This is a genomic window from Undibacterium sp. TJN25 (assembly GCF_049339885.1).
Classification (GTDB): domain Bacteria; phylum Pseudomonadota; class Gammaproteobacteria; order Burkholderiales; family Burkholderiaceae_D; genus Undibacterium.
Genome location: NZ_JBMPPM010000008.1, coordinates 1 through 18,169, shown reverse-complemented (window position 1 = coordinate 18,169; position 18,169 = coordinate 1). Strand labels below are relative to the sequence as shown.

The 18,169-nt window shown below is 55.7% G+C and carries 16 protein-coding genes and 1 tRNA gene; 2 read left to right on the top strand and 15 right to left on the bottom strand.

Going from position 1 to position 18,169, the window contains the following annotated elements; all coding sequences use genetic code 11:
- Window positions 1–45: 45 nt before the first annotated feature.
- The 4 genes from ACO0LO_RS19725 to rpoD all read right to left on the bottom strand — a co-directional run bounded on the left by ACO0LO_RS19725 (window position 46) and on the right by rpoD (window position 5,261).
- On the bottom strand, window positions 46–783 hold the full coding sequence (locus tag ACO0LO_RS19725) for a hypothetical protein (protein ID WP_422966584.1): 738 nt from the start codon (window positions 781–783) through the stop codon (window positions 46–48).
- Window positions 780–1,691, bottom strand: a complete 912-nt coding sequence (locus ACO0LO_RS19720) for a hypothetical protein (protein WP_422966582.1) — start codon at window positions 1,689–1,691, stop codon at window positions 780–782. The genes ACO0LO_RS19725 and ACO0LO_RS19720 overlap by 4 nt, the downstream gene beginning before the upstream one ends.
- A 1,170-nt stretch (window positions 1,692–2,861) precedes the next feature.
- Window positions 2,862–2,939 (bottom strand) — tRNA-Ile (locus tag ACO0LO_RS19715).
- A 105-nt stretch (window positions 2,940–3,044) separates the two neighbouring features.
- Window positions 3,045–5,261: an RNA polymerase sigma factor RpoD gene (gene rpoD, locus ACO0LO_RS19710; protein ID WP_422966580.1), complete on the bottom strand. Its 2,217-nt coding sequence runs from the start codon at window positions 5,259–5,261 to the stop codon at window positions 3,045–3,047.
- On the opposite strand from rpoD, the gene ACO0LO_RS19705 reads away from it, so the two are divergent.
- On the top strand, window positions 5,224–5,820 hold the full coding sequence (locus ACO0LO_RS19705) for a hypothetical protein (protein WP_422966578.1): 597 nt from the start codon (window positions 5,224–5,226) through the stop codon (window positions 5,818–5,820). The genes rpoD and ACO0LO_RS19705 overlap by 38 nt on opposite strands.
- A 569-nt stretch (window positions 5,821–6,389) precedes the next feature.
- Here the strand turns inward: ACO0LO_RS19705 and dnaG are convergent.
- The 10 genes from dnaG to ACO0LO_RS19655 form a co-directional block, all read right to left on the bottom strand.
- Window positions 6,390–8,189, bottom strand: a complete 1,800-nt coding sequence (dnaG, locus tag ACO0LO_RS19700; RefSeq protein WP_422966576.1) for a DNA primase — start codon at window positions 8,187–8,189, stop codon at window positions 6,390–6,392.
- Between the two features lie 70 nt (window positions 8,190–8,259).
- Complete coding sequence (locus tag ACO0LO_RS19695) at window positions 8,260–8,706, bottom strand: GatB/YqeY domain-containing protein (RefSeq protein WP_422966574.1); 447 nt, start codon at window positions 8,704–8,706, stop codon at window positions 8,260–8,262.
- A 225-nt stretch (window positions 8,707–8,931) separates the two neighbouring features.
- Window positions 8,932–9,144 (bottom strand): 30S ribosomal protein S21, encoded by a 213-nt coding sequence (gene rpsU / locus ACO0LO_RS19690; protein WP_005877634.1) that lies wholly within the window; start codon window positions 9,142–9,144, stop codon window positions 8,932–8,934.
- Window positions 9,145–9,424: 280 nt separating this feature from the next.
- Window positions 9,425–10,627: an NAD(P)/FAD-dependent oxidoreductase gene (locus ACO0LO_RS19685; RefSeq protein ID WP_422966572.1), complete on the bottom strand. Its 1,203-nt coding sequence runs from the start codon at window positions 10,625–10,627 to the stop codon at window positions 9,425–9,427.
- 72 nt (window positions 10,628–10,699) lie between these two features.
- Window positions 10,700–11,494: a uroporphyrinogen-III C-methyltransferase gene (gene cobA, locus ACO0LO_RS19680; protein ID WP_422966570.1), complete on the bottom strand. Its 795-nt coding sequence runs from the start codon at window positions 11,492–11,494 to the stop codon at window positions 10,700–10,702.
- A 37-nt stretch (window positions 11,495–11,531) separates the two neighbouring features.
- On the bottom strand, window positions 11,532–12,560 hold the full coding sequence (gene ybiB / locus ACO0LO_RS19675) for a DNA-binding protein YbiB (protein ID WP_422966568.1): 1,029 nt from the start codon (window positions 12,558–12,560) through the stop codon (window positions 11,532–11,534).
- 60 nt (window positions 12,561–12,620) lie between these two features.
- Entirely contained in the window at window positions 12,621–13,442 is an 822-nt protein-coding gene (locus ACO0LO_RS19670; protein ID WP_422966566.1) for an ABC transporter ATP-binding protein, read from the bottom strand.
- Window positions 13,443–13,479: 37 nt separating this feature from the next.
- The gene (gene ntrB, locus ACO0LO_RS19665) at window positions 13,480–14,424 is read right to left on the bottom strand and encodes a nitrate ABC transporter permease (RefSeq protein WP_422967037.1); all 945 of its coding nucleotides are present in this window, start codon (window positions 14,422–14,424) and stop codon (window positions 13,480–13,482) included.
- A gap of 18 nt (window positions 14,425–14,442) precedes the next feature.
- Entirely contained in the window at window positions 14,443–15,729 is a 1,287-nt protein-coding gene (locus ACO0LO_RS19660; protein WP_422966564.1) for a CmpA/NrtA family ABC transporter substrate-binding protein, read from the bottom strand.
- Window positions 15,730–16,091: 362 nt separating this feature from the next.
- Window positions 16,092–16,733 carry an ANTAR domain-containing response regulator gene (locus ACO0LO_RS19655; protein WP_422966562.1) on the bottom strand — a complete coding sequence of 214 codons (642 nt, stop codon included), beginning with the start codon at window positions 16,731–16,733 and terminating at the stop codon, window positions 16,092–16,094.
- A gap of 234 nt (window positions 16,734–16,967) precedes the next feature.
- On the opposite strand from ACO0LO_RS19655, the gene tsaD reads away from it, so the two are divergent.
- Entirely contained in the window at window positions 16,968–18,005 is a 1,038-nt protein-coding gene (tsaD, locus tag ACO0LO_RS19650; protein ID WP_422966560.1) for a tRNA (adenosine(37)-N6)-threonylcarbamoyltransferase complex transferase subunit TsaD, read from the top strand.
- A 72-nt stretch (window positions 18,006–18,077) separates the two neighbouring features.
- Here the strand turns inward: tsaD and ACO0LO_RS19645 are convergent.
- The coding region (locus tag ACO0LO_RS19645) for an IS3 family transposase (RefSeq protein ID WP_422967035.1) at window positions 18,078–18,169 on the bottom strand (92 nt) is incomplete at its 5' end.

The window sequence follows — 18,169 nt, the reverse complement described above, 5'->3', positions numbered from 1 at the left end:
GCTCTTACACATTAAACGACGCCCATCCAGGGGGTCTTGATATTCTCAGTCCTGGGCGCATTGAGACTTATCGGCGCAATCTTTGACAACCGGCATTTCGATTTTTATCGAGTTGTTTTGTATCTGGCGAACGACTCGCTTGCTCGTTTGAGGAGCATCTGGGGCAGCAAAATACTGTAGCAATTGTTGAGTACTTTGCTGGGTCTTAGAATCTTCCACTGTGCTTTTTGGCTGTACAACGAACAACGCAACAGCCAAAGTCACCAACAGACAGACCAACGCACCAAATGCGCCCCATTTCACCCTTTTAAAGGTTGGCTCACCGCCCTTAACTCGCTTCCATTCGAAAGAGAGAACTTCCTTTGTTGAATCTAGAAGCTGCTTCGTCAATTGTTCCTCTTGCTCAGCTGAATCAGATTGCTGGTGCGCCTTAAGCATCTTTTTTCGAAATAACCTTACTTGAAGGACTAATTTTTCGTGTTCCTTCGGATTCAGTCGCAAGATGATTCGGTGTTCGATAGTCTGAAGTTCATGAATGGTCTTAAAGTTATCGTCCAAGAATTTCTTATATGCTTCTTGATCACCCATCTTGAACTTATGCAACGCAACAACTTCACTAATCCCTGAGATGTATTGAGCAACATCCTTTCGAATTTCATCGATCCAGACTTGCCGGAATTCAGAAGTTTTCTGCTCCTTCGTCAGAACGGTTGAGATGAACACAACAAGCCCAGCAATTGCAGCAGCAATAATTGACCCTACTGCAGCATCTGGAAGAATCACTCCTCGACCTCAGGAACACTGTTCTTCTCATCAGCGACGATAGCAATAAAATACATATCCCCTGCGAGAGGATCAAACGCACCGTATTCGAGAACAGGACATGCAACAATAGTGAAAGGCGGTGGATTGCGTTTTTTTAAATACTTCCGCAAACTGCCGAATCCTCGGTCGGTATGAATGTGAAGATTGAACTCCTTCTTCGAGAGCAAGTTCATGGCCTTTGCCTTGGATGTGCCGCCATTACCCGAATCGAGGCCACGCAGCGTGATCGACAGTTGCACTGGGTCTCCCAAGGCTCTGATGGAAACAACGTTGTGGAACTTCGCCGAAATGTCCGAGTTAAAAACGAACTTGGGGAAAGCTTTACCCGCATAGAGATCAACCTCGACTACACTTCCGTCACCGTCTCTAGCGCGAATTGCTGAGGCAATTTGGTCGAACTCTTTGACGATTGAGCGGTCGCCGTAAGCGCGTGTCTGCCCCGGATCTGGATTATCGATTAGTTCAGCGTATGGAATCGGCTCCTGCGCACCGCTTTTATAGTGACGGCTACGCTGCTCTGCCAGGTCAACCAATTTCGGTTGATCAGGTACGACAACAGCTTGAGCCTGCTCATAGGCCGGCAGAACAGCATTATAAATTCGTGTCACCACGTCGCCGCTATCTTTATCTCCCAGCAAATCCGCAATAAAACCGCCTTCACGTGTTTGTTGAAGCAAAAAATCTGTGTGCGTGTAGTCTTCGTCTTTCAACCTCGCGTTCTTCCAGACATTGCCGTACTTAATATCCAGATACGCTCGATCAATTGCAGTTTGAACATGGCCAAGGGTCTTGCTGAACGTTCGAAGTTGTACCGCGTGCTTAGCTGCAATTGGACCATCAAAATGGATTGAAATAAGGTTCTTCATATTGCCTTCGCAGACTGTTAGTGATACGCCTCAACAACAAGAAGCGCTGCATTGTTGCATCAAACATATCATATTTCTGCTAAAAAAGCTGCAATTCCGATAACTTTACATAACTATGCAGGCACGATTGTCCAAATCACGCTCAGTTACCCCCCTTGTCCATCATAGCTATCGAGACAATAGTTATAGTCGAAGGCACTTGCTTGAGGCGCCTATCACTGCGCGACTGGCGTCGTCGCTGGCGGGACGGCCGTCCAAAGCGCTCCTATATGCTACCGTTCCGCTACGCTCCAGCTCGCCTCAAATCACGCTTTTTCGGTATGTAGATATCGATGCGAATCTACAGGGCGACGGTACGTCGCTAATCATGAATTACCCGGAATCAAACAATCACACTCCGTTATCCGTTGCGGCAAAGGTCCAGGCTATTTGACGACGGAGGAGGGCAAGATCAGCACAAAATCCGTGCTCGCAGTACTTTCCTACTGGCAGCCCACGATTTAGGGAAGAAGGGAAAACCTATTTGCCCGTCTGCAGATTTATTGCTGTTCAAGCCGCCGATCAATAGAATTTCGCCGTCCTCCATCGTAAGGATGTCTACACCTGGCATTTGCTCAACTTGGGCGAGCTCTGACCACAACCGTTGTAGTAGCGCTGAATGACCATCACCCGTCAATTTAATCTCGCCGTAACCGAGAACACGGGGCGTCACATAAAGCAAATGTCTGACTGCTGATATGCAACCTAGCGAAGTAAAACCCGTGCTACGCCGATCACCGACGAACTGAAAAAGCTTTGAAGGCCCATCACGAAAATAATGGCGATGGCGAGCGATTTTTCATAATCATTTACTCAACATTTTGGGAAGACCTAGAACAGGCCAAGTTAAAAACTATCAGAAGGTCAATTGATCCACATTTTGAGGCACACTTTTCGAGCCATTTCATGATGAATATCAAGATCATCTCGGTACTGCAAAAGCCCTTGGGCATCACAGCCTAACAATGACAACGCAATACGCCCACCTCTCATCAGAACACCTCCAAGAAACGCGGCAGCTCAATCACTTGCTCGCAAATTGCTGTTGAGCTTGTGTTGAATTTTCGGATTAAAAACAGATAAAAAAAAGGGGCTACGCCTTAGCGTAACCCCTTTTTTTATTATGAATTCTGGTGGGCCTCCCGTGAGTCGAACACGGTACCAACGGATTATGAGTCCGCTGCTCTAACCAACATGAGCTAGAGGCCCTTTTACTGCAAAGCTTATCGGGCCTGACCACGTACTGCAACCGTATTCAAAACCGCTTGATATTACCAATAAGCGCCGGAAAAATCCGACCCTTATTGTATAACATTAATTACCTTCTAGGAAGCTTTTCAGCTTATCGGAACGGGAAGGATGACGCAATTTACGCAGTGCCTTGGCTTCTATCTGGCGGATGCGTTCGCGCGTTACGTCAAATTGTTTACCCACTTCTTCCAGCGTATGGTCGGTGGACATTTCCACACCGAAGCGCATGCGCAATACCTTTGCTTCGCGCGGCGTCAATGAATCCAGCACGTCCTTGACCACGTTGCGCATCGACGCGTGCAGCGCTGCATCGGCCGGGGCCAGTGTGTGGTTATCTTCGATGAAGTCGCCCAGATGGGAATCGTCATCGTCACCGATAGGCGTTTCCATGGAGATCGGTTCCTTGGCGATCTTCATGATCTTGCGGATCTTGTCTTCCGGCATTTCCATCTTGATGGCCAGAGTTGCGGGATCCGGCTCTACACCGGTTTCCTGCAGGATCTGACGCGAGATGCGGTTCATCTTGTTGATGGTCTCTATCATGTGTACAGGGATACGGATAGTACGCGCCTGATCAGCGATAGAGCGGGTAATAGCCTGGCGTATCCACCATGTTGCATAGGTAGAGAACTTGTAGCCGCGACGATATTCAAACTTGTCCACGGCCTTCATCAAACCGATATTGCCTTCCTGGATCAGATCCAGGAATTGCAGACCGCGGTTCGTGTATTTTTTGGCGATGGAAATAACCAGACGCAAGTTGGCCTCGGTCATTTCGCGCTTGGCCTTGCGGGCCTTCATCTCGCCGGCAGACATTTTTTTGTTGATGCCGCGCAGGTCGGGCAATGGCAATACCACGCGCGCTTGCAGGTCGATCAGCTTTTGCTGCAGCTGCTGCACTGCCGGGATATTACGGCCCAGGATGGCACTGTAAGAATGGCCGGCATTGACTTCGCCGTCCACCCATTTCAGGTTGGTTTCATTGCCGGGAAAGACCTTGATGAAGTGGGCGCGCGGCATACCGCAACGGTTGACCACGACTTCGAGGATCTGCTTTTCTACATGGCGCACTTCATCGACTTGGCCGCGCAAGGTGTCGCACAACTTCTCGACGACTTTTGCGGTAAAGCGTATGCCCAGCAATTCTGCGGAAATGGTTTCCTGCGCCTTGACGTAGGCCTTGGAGTTGTAGCCTTCTTTTTCAAAGGCTTTGCGCATCTTGTCGAAATTGGAGGAGATGATTTCGAACTTGGCCAGCGAATCACGCTTCAGCTGTTCCAGCTGTTCATTGGAGAAGCCGGCGGCGCCTGCTGCATTGCCTTCGTCTTCTTCCTCTTCTTCCTCTTCCTCTTCTTCGTCTTCTTCGTCTTCTTCATCGGACGCGGCGGCAACCGGCAAAGGCGCGACGACGTCGTCGGCGTTCGGGTCTACCAGGCCGTCGACGATTTCGTCGATCTTGATTTCGTCACTGGCAATCTTGTCTGCAGCGGCCAGGATCTCGGCGATCGTGGTCGGGCAGGCGGAGATCGCCTGGATCATGTCTTTCAGGCCTTCTTCGATTTTCTTCGCGATGACGATCTCGCCTTCGCGCGTCAGCAACTCTACCGAGCCCATTTCACGCATGTACATGCGGACTGGGTCGGTGGTGCGGCCGAAATCGGAATCCACGGTAGACAGTGCGGCTTCAGCAGCGGCTTCCACTTCATCATCGTCACTGGTGACGGTGACGACGTTATCGGACAGCAGCAGTGTTTCTGCATCCGGCGCCTGCTCATAGACGGCGACGCCCATGTCGTTGAAGGTACCGATGATGCCTTCAATCGCTTCCGGATCGACGACGTTTTCAGGCAAGTGATCGTTGATCTCTGCAAACGTCAGGTAGCCTCGGTCCTTACCCAGCTTGATCAGGGTTTTCAGTTTCTGGCGGCGGCGTTCCAGCTCTTCCTCGGTCGCTTCCGGATCGGAAGAGAAGGCGTCTTTCAACAGTGCTTTTTCCTTGGCCTTGCGGTCCTTGGCTTTGGCTTTGTCGATGGCCTTCATCTCTGCGCGCTCTACCGCGTTCAGTGCAGCGATTTCCTCGTTTTCAGGCTGGTATTCTTTCGGCTTGCGGCCGCGGCGGCCAGGCACCTTCACACCGGGCAGCACATAGCCGGACGTGTCGATGGCTGCCAGTACGGCGGCATCGGTAGTTTGGCTGACGGCAGGCGCGGAGCCTGTTTTAATTTCCTGTACTTCAGGAGCTTTGTCAGTCTTTGCTGAAATCTTGGTTGGCTTAATCACTGTCTTTGAATCGGTTTTGTTAATTGTCACAGAAGCTTTCAATGGTGCAGTTTTTGGCTTGTCCGCTGCTTTGCTTGTGGCTGAAGTGTCTGTCACGCCGGCTTCATCCGGCCTGCTGGTTTTCTTCGCTGCCGGCTTTGCATCCTTGCCTGTCACTGCCTTGCTGGCCGCCTTCGCGGCTAATTTCGGTTCATCTTTTAAAACACTATTCGTCCTGGCTTTAGGCGCCTCTTTTGCCGCTTCTTTTGCTACGGCAGCGCCTGCTTTCTCTGCACCCTTCTTCACCACTTTAGGCGCTTTGACATCTTTCGCAACCTCTTTTTTCAGAGGCGCAGGCCTGGTTTTAGCTGCTGCCTGCACTGCGGGCTTTGCTGTTTGCCTGCTTGCTGCAATTGCCTTGGCCGCCGGTTTTACGGCGGGCTTGGACGCAGCGGCAATGGCCGATACTTTGCCAGTGGTTTTTTTTGTTGCTGGGGTTGTCAGAGTTTTTGCGGGTTTCTTCATTGCGCTAGCCATTGAATCAAACCAACCGGCACTGCGGCCACATTGCAGAAGCTGAAAGCAAAAACGACAATGCACTGCCGCCAGACCAAACCGCTCTGCAGTGCATAGCAATTATGTTTCTAACTTCCTGAGCCTCAGTACCAGAGTTATCGGGTTACTCGGAGGAGCATGGATGCTCGCCTAAACAACATGTCCCGCACAAACGTCAACCGATCAGCAACATCATAGCAACCGACCAACAGCTCGCACAGAATGAAACAACCTAAGACCTTGAATCGAAAGCCTTTAATTATAACACGAGACCGGACTTTCCTCTAGCCCTACCCCTGGCGGCTGCGTGGCCGGCGCATTGCCAACACCACATCCCGGCTTGCAAAATCCATTGCTGCATTGCCGTCCGCCAAGAGCAGAACGGTGGAAAATACTTGCCTGACAGCGGGAATAGAACCTATCTGGTCACAAAACCATAAATCTCAAGTGCCTGCTATTTAAGCAATCCGCAGACACCCTGCTTCTTAAATTTATATAATTTATTAATGAAATGCAAGGGAACTTGCCTGCATATGTTGCAAGCGGGCTATCGCGCAGAAGTACGCCAACATCGCGTGGGCACCGGAACGCCGCCTATACTTGCCTGACGGCAGCTTCCGCCTCTGCCTGCTTGCGCAACTGATCCTGCAATTGCATTACTTCACGGTAACGCATGATGTCCGCTTCTTCTCGCAGTCCGGTTGCCGCCAGCCTTTGCATTTCAACGTTGAACACCTGCTTGCGGATCTGGCGTATCGCGCCGGTTAGCTCCAGCCGGACGACGTCGAGTTCCGTTTCGGTCTGCTCGGCAATCTCGGCGATCAACGCATCGTAATCGGAACCGGTGGCACGCAAGTTCTCCGCCAGCGCGGCAAAATTGGCATGTTCCCCCATGCTGTAGGCGATCGTCGCCAGCTGCGTCAGCATTTCGGCCCCATCCGGCGCCAACAGCGCCGCATCGGCCAGCACCGCTGCATCCATCATCGACGCAAGCACCGGGTGCGCCATCAGGATGCGCATGATCTGCCGCTCCAACCCCACCGGCGCGCTACGCTTGGACTTGGGCGGTGCCACGCGGGCGCGGGCAACCGGCTGCGCCAGGTCAAACAGCGCTTCAATCTCGGATGGCATGGTTTGCGTCATCTGCGCCAGGCTGCGCACCATTTGCAGACGCAAGCCGGAAGGCGGCATCTGCTGCAACAGCGGCTTGGCGTCAAACTGCGCCTTGGCGCGGCCTTCAGCGGTGCCTAGGTCATTGTCGGCAGAGACTTCCTTCAGGAAGAACTGCGACAGCGGCATGGCATCCTGCACCTGCTGCTCAAAGGCCTCGGTGCCCAGTTCGCGGATGTAACTGTCCGGATCATGCTCGGTGGGCAGGAACAGGAACTTGATGATCTTGTTGTCGTTGGCATGCGGCAGGCAGGCATCCAGCGCGCGCCGCGCGGCGCGGCGGCCGGCGCTGTCGCCGTCAAAGCTGAACACCACATGGTCGGTCTGGCGCAACAGCTTTTGCACGTGCGTTGGCGTACAGGCCGTGCCCAGCGTTGCCACCGCCTGCGGAAAACCCATCTGCGCCAGCGCCACGACGTCCATATAGCCCTCCGTCACCAGCACATAGCCGGCTTCGCGTATCGCCTGGCGCGCCTCGAACAGGCCGTACAGCTCATAGCCTTTCTGGAACAGGGGTGTCTCGGGCGAGTTCAGATATTTAGGTTCGCCCTGGTCCAGGATGCGGCCGCCGAAACCGATGACCTGGCCCTTGGTGTTCCGGATCGGGAACATGATGCGGTCGCGAAAGCGGTCGTAGCGCTTGCGGTTGGACGCCTCTTCATCGCTGCGGTCGATAACCAGGCCGGCTTCCACCAACTCGGGAGCGGCGTAGTCAGGAAATACGGCGCGCAGGCCATCCCAGCCGTCCGGCGCATAGCCCAGTCCGAACCTGGCAGCGATTTCGCCGGTGAGGCCGCGTTTTTTGAGGTAGGCAATGGCCGTGGTCGCACCGCGCAAATGCTGCTTGTAGTGCTCGCCGGCCTTGGTCATCACATCGCTCAGCGCCAGGCTCTTGGCCTGCACTTCAGCACGTTGCGCCGGCAGCAGCTTGTCCTCTTCCGGCACGATCATGCCGTTGTTGAGCGCTAGGTCTTTAACGGCATCGACAAAGCTCATGCCGGAATACTCCATCAAAAAACCGATGGACGTGCCGTGCGCGCCGCAGCCGAAGCAGTGATAAAACTGCTTGGTGGGGCTGACAGTAAAGCTGGGAGATTTTTCGTTATGGAAGGGGCACAAACCCATGTAGTTTGCGCCGCCCTTCTTCAACTGGACATACTTGCCCACCACGTCGACAATGTCAACGCGGGCCAGCAGATCCTGTATAAAACTTTGAGGTATCACGGGAAAATAAGCCAAGCCGGGCAGCGCAGGCAAAAGCCTGCCATCTACCCCAGCTTAGCAGCTATTTTGATCAGCGTGTCAGCGCAGCTTTGACCAGACCCGATACGGCGGTCATGTCAGCGCGGCCTGCCAGCTTGGGCTTCAAAATGGCCATGACCTTGCCCATATCCTGCGGTCCTGCAGCGCCGGAAGCAGCAACGGCAGCCGTCACTTCCGCCTGCAGCTCCGCGTCGGACAAACCGGCCGGCATGTAGGCGGACAATATCACCAGCTCTGCTTTTTCCTTGTCAGCCAGGTCCTGGCGCGCACCCGCTTCAAACTGGGTAATGGAATCTTTGCGTTGCTTGATCATTTTTTCAATAATCGCCAATACCATGGTGTCCGTCAGCTCTACGCGCTCATCGACTTCTTTTTGCTTCATGGCCGCGGTCAGCAGGCGAATGGTGCCCAGCTTTTCCGCTTCTTTCGCGCGCATTGCAGACTTCATGTCTTCGGTGATCTGGTCTTTTAGGCTCATGGGATACTCTGACTGGTAAATTGAACGGAAGAGAAGGTTTAAGAAATGCTTGAACTATCAGGCACAACAATCGCGGGAACAACAACCGCAATCATCGGGCATGCCTTTCGCAAGTCTTACAGCAAGCCTTAGAAACGACAAAGCCCGCTGCGCTATACGGAGCGGGCATGCATGCCTGTGACACTACCAGCTTGAACGGCACCGCAAAGCAGCGCCAGTCCAGGATTAGTACATCTTTTTAGGCAATTGCTGACTACGAATGCGTTTGTAGTGACGCTTTACTGCGGCAGCCAGCTTGCGCTTGCGCTCTGCAGTTGGCTTTTCGTAGAACTCGCGAGCGCGCAATTCGGTCAACAGACCGGTCTTTTCGATGGTGCGCTTGAAGCGACGCATAGCGACTTCGAACGGCTCGTTTTCTTTAAGGCGAATTGTGGTCATGTAAGTTCGAACCAATGAAAAATTTAAGGGAAGACCGAGATAATAGCAGAAATTTTGAAGCTTTGTAAGGCCCGTGATTACTTTTTATGCAGAAAGCACATTGTTGCAGTTCTGCCAGGCCTCGAAAAAGCACATTTCAGCCAGTTTACTGTCTGGCAAGGGGGGTATGGCACAAATCATAAAACAGCCCTTCCGCAGTAGCCGGCGGCAAATCTCCCTACTTCGGTCAGTATCAACGCTGCAAAAATACAACACGCTTATACAATCCGCTTAAACAGGCCTATACGGCCTGCCCTGCCGCCACTCCGGAAGCCCATGCCCACTGGAAATTGTAGCCGCCCAGCCAGCCGGTCACGTCGACGGCTTCGCCGATAAAATACAGGCCGGGAACACTGTTGGCCATCATCGTTTGCTGCGACAGCGCGCGGGTATCGACGCCACCACGTGTGACTTCAGCCTTGCGGTAGCCTTCAGAACCGTTCGGCACCAGTACCCAGCGATTCAGGTTTTCGCCCAGCTGGCGCAGCCGCTTGTCCTGCATGTCCGCCACGCGGGCGTCCGGCGCAAAACCGTTGGCGACCAGCAGGCCATCCACCAGGCGCGCCGGCAAGTGCTGCGACAGGTGGTTGGACAGGTTTTTTTTGATCGTGCTTTTGCCCTCTATCAACTCTTGCGCCACATCAATTTCCGGCAGTAGATTAACCCGTATCGCCTGCCCCGGCTGCCAGAAACTGGAAATCTGCAATACCGCCGGACCGGACAGGCCGCGGTGGGTAAATAGCAAGTCCTCCCTGAATTGCGCCTTATTCTTTTTTTCGCCGGTTTCTATATCCACTTCCAGCGAGATGCCAGACAACGGCACGAAGGGTTCCCAGGCCGCCGCATCAAATGTCAGCGGCACCAGCGCCGGGCGCGGCTCTATCAGCTTGATGTCAAACTGCTTTGCGATCTTGTAAGAGAAGTCGGTGGCGCCGATTTTGGGAATGGACAGGCCACCGGTGGCGACGACCACACTGGCGGCGCGTATTTCTCCTTCTCCAGTCTGAATGATGAAGCCCTCGCCGTCGGCGGCGCGCTGTACGTCATCCACCTTGCAGGGCATGCGCCAGCTTACCTTGCCGGCATCGCATTCGGCCTTCAGCATGCTAATGATGTCTTCCGCGCTGTTGTCGCAGAACAGTTGGCCTTTATGCTTTTCATGAAAAGCAATCTTGTAGCGCTTGACCAGCGCCAGGAAATCTTGCGGCGTATAGCGCGACAACGCGCTTTTGCAGAAATGCGGATTCTCGGACAGGAAATTGGCCGGCCCGGCGTGCAGGTTGGTGAAGTTGCAACGACCACCGCCGGAGATGCGGATTTTTTCCGCCAGCTTGCCCGCATGGTCGATCAGCACCACGCTCTTGCCACGCTGCCCGGCCACCGCTGCACACATCATGCCTGCGGCTCCGGCGCCGATCACTGCAACATCAATTTTTTTACTCATGGCCTGCCACTATCCGCATCTGATTATTCTGATTTGCTCATTGAGCAGGCGTGATTGTAGCCGATCAGATGCTCAGGCCCGGCTGAAAAGAAGATGTTCCTGACGTGCGGCGTGCGCATCCACCGCCAGATTGTCTGCGCATCGGACCACATCCCCGATGACGATCACGCTCGGGCTACCCAGCGCAGAGACGGCAATATCGTAGGCCATCGCTCCAAGTTCCGTAATCAGCTGCGCCTGGCCCGGCATGCTTGCCGACTGGATGACCGCGACCGGCGTGCGCGCGGCTAGTCCGCCCGCCAGCAATGCCTGCTGGATGTCGCGGCAATGCGCGACGCCCATATAGATCACCAGCGTCATGCCGGTTTTTGCCAGCAAAGCCCAATCCGGATTGCTGTCCTCGTTCTTGCCGTGGCCGGTGACGAAGATGGCGCCTTGCGAAAAATCCCTGTGGGTCAGCGGTATACCCAAAGATGCAGGCGCCGCCAGGCCGCTGCTGATGCCGTTAACGACATCCACCTGTATGCCCTGCTCCATCAGATGGCGGCGCTCTTCCCCGCCGCGCCCGAAGATGAAAGGATCGCCACCCTTCAGCCGCACCACACAATGCCCGGCCCTGGCCTCGGCCAGCATCAGTTTCTCGATAAAAGCCTGCGGAGTGGAACGGCAGCCGCCACGCTTGCCGACCTGCACCACCCTCGCATCCTCACGCGCATGCTGCAGCACCTCGGGGTTGACCAGGTCGTCCACCAGGATAACGTCCGCCTGCGCAATCGCCCTGACTGCTTTCAACGTCAGCAGTTCCGGATCGCCGGGTCCGGCGCCGACCAGCACAACTTTGCCCGCCTGCTTTGCATGCTGTTCCATCTCTGCTCCGATATTCATTCAATACACTAGGTACAATCTAGGACGCTGGCGGCGCGCGTTCAGCCAGCATGTGCGCTACCAGCACACAGTGCTCGACCTGTTCGGCAATGCTGGCCGGCACCGGTATCTTGTCGTCCAGCACCGCCTGTATCCATTGCGCCGTGACAGCAGCGTCTTTTTCATCCGGGGTATTGGGTAGCTCGCCGACGATGGTCTGGTGGGTATGGACCAGCGTTGTGCATTGCCCCTGATGAAACCAGTCTATCTGCTGCGCGCGACCGGTATTGGCAACGGTTTCGCCTTCCGTGCCGCGCATCAGGAAGGCATCGCCCCTGCCATGCGGTGCCACCTGGCTGAAATAATGCTGCAGCATCGTGAAATATTCAGGATGCGTGTACGACGTCAGGCGCAGCGCCGGCCCTTTGAACGGTTGCAATATCTTCACCAGCGTATGCGTGGAATTGCGCACGCCGAGCACGCGGCGCATCGCCAGCAAGCGCGCCATGGCTGGCGACAACAGATCTATCGCTATAAAGGCCGGCTGGCCGGCGGCCATCTGCGCCTCCGCCTGCTGCACCGATTGCGCCGCAGGATGCTGCAAGGCTTCCAGTATCTCGGCCGTGGTCACACGGCCGGCATCGCGCAGTACGCCATGCACCAGCACCGGCACACCGCGCCGCGCCAGCAGCAAGGCCAGCAAAGGCGTCAGGTTGGCTTTCTTGCGCGCACCGTTATAGGTGGGGATGACAACCGGCGCATACTGGTTACCATGGTTACCGCGTGTGCCGTCTGCGTTGCCAGCCGGCGCGGCAAGCTGCTGCATCTGCGCCTCTGCCGCCGCCATGAACCCAGCGATCTCATCAGTGGATTCGCCCTTGATGCGCATCGCCAGCAGGATGCCGCCCATCTCCAGGTCGGACACCCGCCCTTCCAGCATGGCGCCGTACAGCAGTTGTGCATCCTCGCGCGACATGCTGCGCGCACCATCCTTGCCGCGCCCGATTTCCTTGATGAAACGGGCTGCAGCAAAAGATTCTTTATTTACCTGAGTGTCTGTATTTTCCATGGCAATAGCTTACACCGAAGCGCGTCTCGCGGCCATTTACAGCAAACCCCTAAATCGCGTTCAGGCTGCCGCCGGATGCGACTCCCGGTGATACAGGAACTCCAGCACCGACGTCCGGTATTCGGAATACAGCGGATTTTGCGCCAGCTCCACGCGGTCGCGCGGCCGCTCAAGCCTTACCTGCAGGATTTCGCCTATTGTCGCGGCGGGGCCGTTGGTCATCATCACAATCCGGTCTGACAGCAGCACAGCCTCGTCCACGTCATGCGTAACCATGACCACAGTGGAGTTGGTCTTGGCGACGATCTTCAGCAACTCATCCTGCAAGTGGGCACGGGTCAGCGCATCCAGCGCGCCGAAAGGCTCATCCATCAGCAACACCTTGGGTTCCATCGACAGCGCGCGCGCGATGCCCACCCTCTGCTTCATGCCGCCGGAAATTTCATTGGGGCGCTTCTGCTCGGCATGCGCGAGCCCGACCAGGGCCAGTGCCTGCATCGTGCGCATCTTCAGCTTGGTGCTGTTTTCTGTCGCGCCGAAAACGCGCTCCACAGCCAGGTAGACGTTTTCATAGCAGGTCAGCCAGGGAAGCAGCGAATGGTTCTGGAACACCACGCCGCGCTCCGGCGAAGGCCCGGCAATCTCGCGGTGGGCGCACAGCAGCGCGCCGGACGTGGCCTTGGTGAGCCCGGCGATCAGGTTCAGCAGCGTCGACTTGCCACAGCCGGAGTGGCCGATCAGCGTGACAAACTCACCCTTGCGCACCGTAAGGTTGATGTCGCGCAGCGCATGAAAACTGCCTTTGCGTGTATGGAACACCATTTCCGCCTGACGGATGTCGATGTACTTTGCATTCGGTGATGCGTGGTCGATATTTTCCATGATTGCTTTCCTGGATGGGTGGTTGCCCGGTTATCTGTTAATTGCCTGCGTCTTCGTAGGTGAAGGCGCGCGCCAGCGACACCAGGATCTGCTCCAGGATCAGCCCCACCATGCCGATGACGACGATCGCAATGATGATGTGCGGCACGTTCAGGTTGTTCCATTCGTCCCAGACCCAAAAGCCTATGCCCACGCCGCCCGTCAGCATTTCCGCCGCGACGATAACAAGCCAGGCCGTGCCTATGGCCAAGCGCACGCCTGTCAGCATATACGGCAGCACGGAAGGAAACAGGATGCGGGTGACGATCTTCCACTCAGACAGGTTCAGCACGCGCGCCACGTTCATATAATCCTGCGGCACCCTTTGCACGCCTATTGCGGTGTTGATGATCATCGGCCAGATCGAGCAGATGAAGATAGACCAGATCGCAGCAGGATTGGCCGACTTGAAGACCAGCAAGCCGATAGGCAGCCAGGCCAGCGGCGACACAGGCTTCAGCAGGCTGATGATGGGATTGAACATGCCGGACAGGAATTTGAAACGCCCGATCAGGAAACCCAGCGGAATGCCGACCAGCGCTGCCAGCCCGAAGCCGACAGCAACCCGTTTCAGTGACGCATAGATATTCCAGCCTATGCCCTGGTCGTTCGGCCCTTTCTGGTAAAAGGGATCGGAAAACACCTTGATCGCCTCCTCCAGCGTCACCATCGGCGAAGGGAACGCGGTATTTTTATACGCAATGATCTCCCATACCAGTATCAGGAAGGCGATGCCCAGCACAGGCGGCAACACTGCCAGCAGGAAGGGCCGTATTTTGGAGCGCGCCCTGGCAGCGTCCGATCCCGGCACGGGCCGCTCTTCTTTCGCCGCAGGGACGCTGACGCTCATTGTGGCCGGTTCCACTACCGATTCGCTCACTTCCGACTTGGCGCTGTCTGCGGCATGCACCGCGCCGGGATCGCTGATTGCTCCATGGACCATCGTATTCATGCCGCCTCCTTATGCCCTGATCTTGAATGACGCCGCGTATGCTGCGGGATTCTTACCGTCCCATACCGTACCGTCCATAAGCTTGCTGGTGCGCATGGGGTCCTTGGGCACATTGACCTTGACCATTGCCGCCGCATCCTTATAGATGTCGATGCGATTGACTGCCTTGGCCACGGCCAGGTAGTCGGGGTCCGCCTTCAGCAGGCCCCAGCGCTTGTGCTGGGTCAGGAACCACATGCCGTCCGACAGGTACGGAAAATTCACCGCGCCGTCATTGAAAAATTTCATGTAGTTCGGGTCGTCCCAGGTCTTGCCCAGGCCATTCTGGTAGCGGCCGAGAATACGCTGGTTAATGACGTCCACCGAGGTATTCACATAGGATTTATCGGCAATGGTTTCCGCCATCTTGGTCTTGTTGGACAGCGACGCATCGATCCAGCGGCCGGCTTCCAGCACTGCCGCCGTCAGGGCGCGTGCGGTGTTGGGATACTTCTGCACGAACTCCGCCGTGGTGCCCAGCACTTTTTCCGGATGGTCTTTCCAGATATCCTGCGTGGTTACCGCGGTGATGCCTATGCCGTCTGCAATCGCGCGATGGTTCCACGGCTCGCCGACACAAAACCCATCCATGTTGCCGACCCGCATATTGGCCACCATCTGCGGTGGCGGCACGGTAATGACCTTGGCGTCCTTCATCGGGTTGATGCCGTTGGCCGCCAGCCAGTAATACAGCCACATCGCATGCGTGCCGGTCGGGAAAGTTTGTGCAAACGTATATTCGCGCTTGTCGGTCTGCATCAGCTTTGCCAGGCCCGGGCCGTCCACCGCACCCTTGTCGGCCAGCTTTTTGGACAGAGTGATCGCCTGGCCGTTATTGTTCAGCGTCATCAGCAGCGCCATGTCTTTCTTGGTGCCGCTGACGCCCAGCTGCACGCCGTACAGCAGGCCGTACAAGACATGCGCCGCATCGAGCTCGCCGTTGACAAGCTTGTCGCGCACGCTGGCCCAGGAAGACTCCTTGGACGGAATGATCTTGATGCCGTATTTTTTATCGAAGCCCAGCACTGAGGCCATCACCACCGATGCACAATCGGTCAATGGGATGAAGCCTACCTTGACTTCTTCTTTTTCCGGTTTATCGGAGCCCGCGGCCCATGCGCCGCCTGTCGCCAATCCCATCATGCCCGCTCCTGCCAGCAAGCCTGCACTTTGTATGACGGTGCGGCGTTTGAGGTTAATCTGATCTTCATTGCCGGCCACACTTTCATTGTCAGAATTAGATACCTTGTTCAGCATGTCTGCACTCCGGGAAAATTCGCATCAAGGCTCTGCGGCGGCTTGACGGAAAGACATCAGCAAATAAAAAAGGCACCTCGCCATACTGATTAATCAATATGGAAAGACGCCTTTGTCTGAAGCGAACCGGCCGCCGTTAGCCGAATTCACATTGGCGCCGCCATCGGCGCCGGGAGCATATCGGGCTCCTGCTACTTGTTCAGCAATTGCTATGCCAGCGGCAATTGCAGGTATTTCCCTAGATTTTCATGCCGAAGGGGATCCGGCGTATTCAATTTGACAAGTTCATGCCCCGAAATGCTGCATATTTTTGCGCGGCGCACCATTTCATTTCGCAGCGGCTTGCCTCTATCGCATTTTTATCAGCCCAGCAGGTCGGCCACGTCCAGTATCCTTTGCGCGATATCGGCCAGCTTCAAATTCTTTTCCATCGCCAGCTTGCGCAGCTTCTGATAAGCGTCGTTCTCCGACATGTGGTGACGCTCCATCAGCAAGCCTTTGGCCCGCTCTATGGTCTTGCGCTCGGCCAGCCTGGCCTTGGTATCGGATAGCTCAGCGCGCAGTTTCTGGTCCGCCTTAAACCTTGCCAGCGCCACATCCAGCACCGGTTTGACACGCTCCGGATGCAGGCCCGCTACTACGTAAGCCGACACCCCGGCCTCCATGGCAGCGGCCATGCAGGAGGTATCGCCATCCTCGGTAAACAAGGCAATAGGCCGCGGCGCATCACGCGTGGCCATCACCACGTGCTCCAGCACATCGCGGGCATCTGATTCGGCATCGATGATGATCAGATCGGGCTGCAACTGCGCCAGCCGCTCCGGCAGGTAGAAATCCCCCGGCAGGGAGGCAATGATGTTGTAGCCTGCCTGCAGCAACCCTATGCGCAGCGTGCGCGAGCGTTCCAGCTGCGCGTGCAGATGCTCGTCCTGCTCGGTTTCCTGCAGGACGACGGTATTGACGACCACAATGCGTAAAGCAGGCAAGGCATGCAATCCATGCATTGTGTCTGCGCTGCTGTTTGGTTTTTCAGTATTGCCAGGGGGCTTTTGGCTCATTGGATGACTCAGTGAATGGGCTTCAGCAATTAACTATCCAGCTGTCTAACTATCTAACTATTGGATTGCGAATATAATCTCGGTCATAAGCCACTAAGCAAGAATCGCACCCATCAGATGCACGAACGAGATGGGGACGTATTGTCTTTTTGCTTCAATCTGATGAATAACGGTATAGCAATGATAGTTTTAGGTGTGGAGTCTTCCTGCGATGAAACCGGCCTGGCCTTGTACGACACGGAAGGCGGCCTGCTGGCGCATGCGCTGCACTCGCAGATAGCAATGCACCAGGAATATGGCGGCGTGGTGCCGGAGCTTGCGTCGCGTGACCATATACGGCGCGCCATTCCACTGCTGGAACAAGTGCTGGAGCAGGCAGCCCTGCCGCGCACGGCCATAGATGCCATTGCATATACCCAGGGGCCCGGGCTGGCCGGCGCGCTGCTGGTAGGTGCCTCGGTTGCCTGCGGGCTGGGCCTGGCGCTGGATAAACCGGTACTGGGCATCCACCATCTGGAAGGACATCTGCTGTCGCCGCTGCTCGCCAGCAAGCCGCCTGAATTTCCATTCATTGCGCTGCTGGTCTCCGGCGGGCACACGCAATTGATGCGGGTGGACGGCGTGGGCCAGTACCAGCTTTTGGGAGAAACCCTGGATGATGCCGCCGGCGAGGCGTTCGACAAGTCAGCCAAGCTGCTTGGCCTGTCTTACCCCGGCGGTCCGGCAATTTCGCGGCTGGCCGAGTTTGGCGACCCGCTGGCCTATAAATTCCCGCGGCCCATGCTGCACTCCAAGGACCTGAACTTCAGTTTCTCGGGCCTGAAGACTTCGGTGCTGACCGTGGTCAAGCAGACAGCCGCCAATTCCGCCAATATCTGCGAGCAGGACAAAGCCAATATCGCACGCGGTTTTGTGGATGCGATTGTGGATGTGCTGGTGGCCAAATGCGTGACGGCGATCAAGGAAAGCGGCCTGAAGCGGCTGGTCATCGCGGGCGGCGTCGGCGCCAATCAGCAATTGCGCGCGGCGCTGAATGCAGCGGCGGCGAAAAAACGCTTCCAGGTGTTTTACCCGGAACTGGAGTTTTGCACCGACAATGGCGCAATGATCGCTTTCGCCGGTGCGATGCGGCTGAAGAAAAATCCTGCCGCCGCCACGCGCGACTATGCATTCAATGTACGGCCGCGCTGGCCGTTGCACGAACTGCTGGCGGCCTGAACCGGCAAAATGCACACAAAAAAGCCTGCATGTATTTTGAACTGACCCCAATTAGTTGGACGGTTTAAATAGCTAGGTGGCTAAGGGCTGAGTTCTGTATTGCACAGGACTTAGCCCTTTTAGTTTTGCCTTGATGCGGTCGTGATTGTAGTAGTGAATGTACT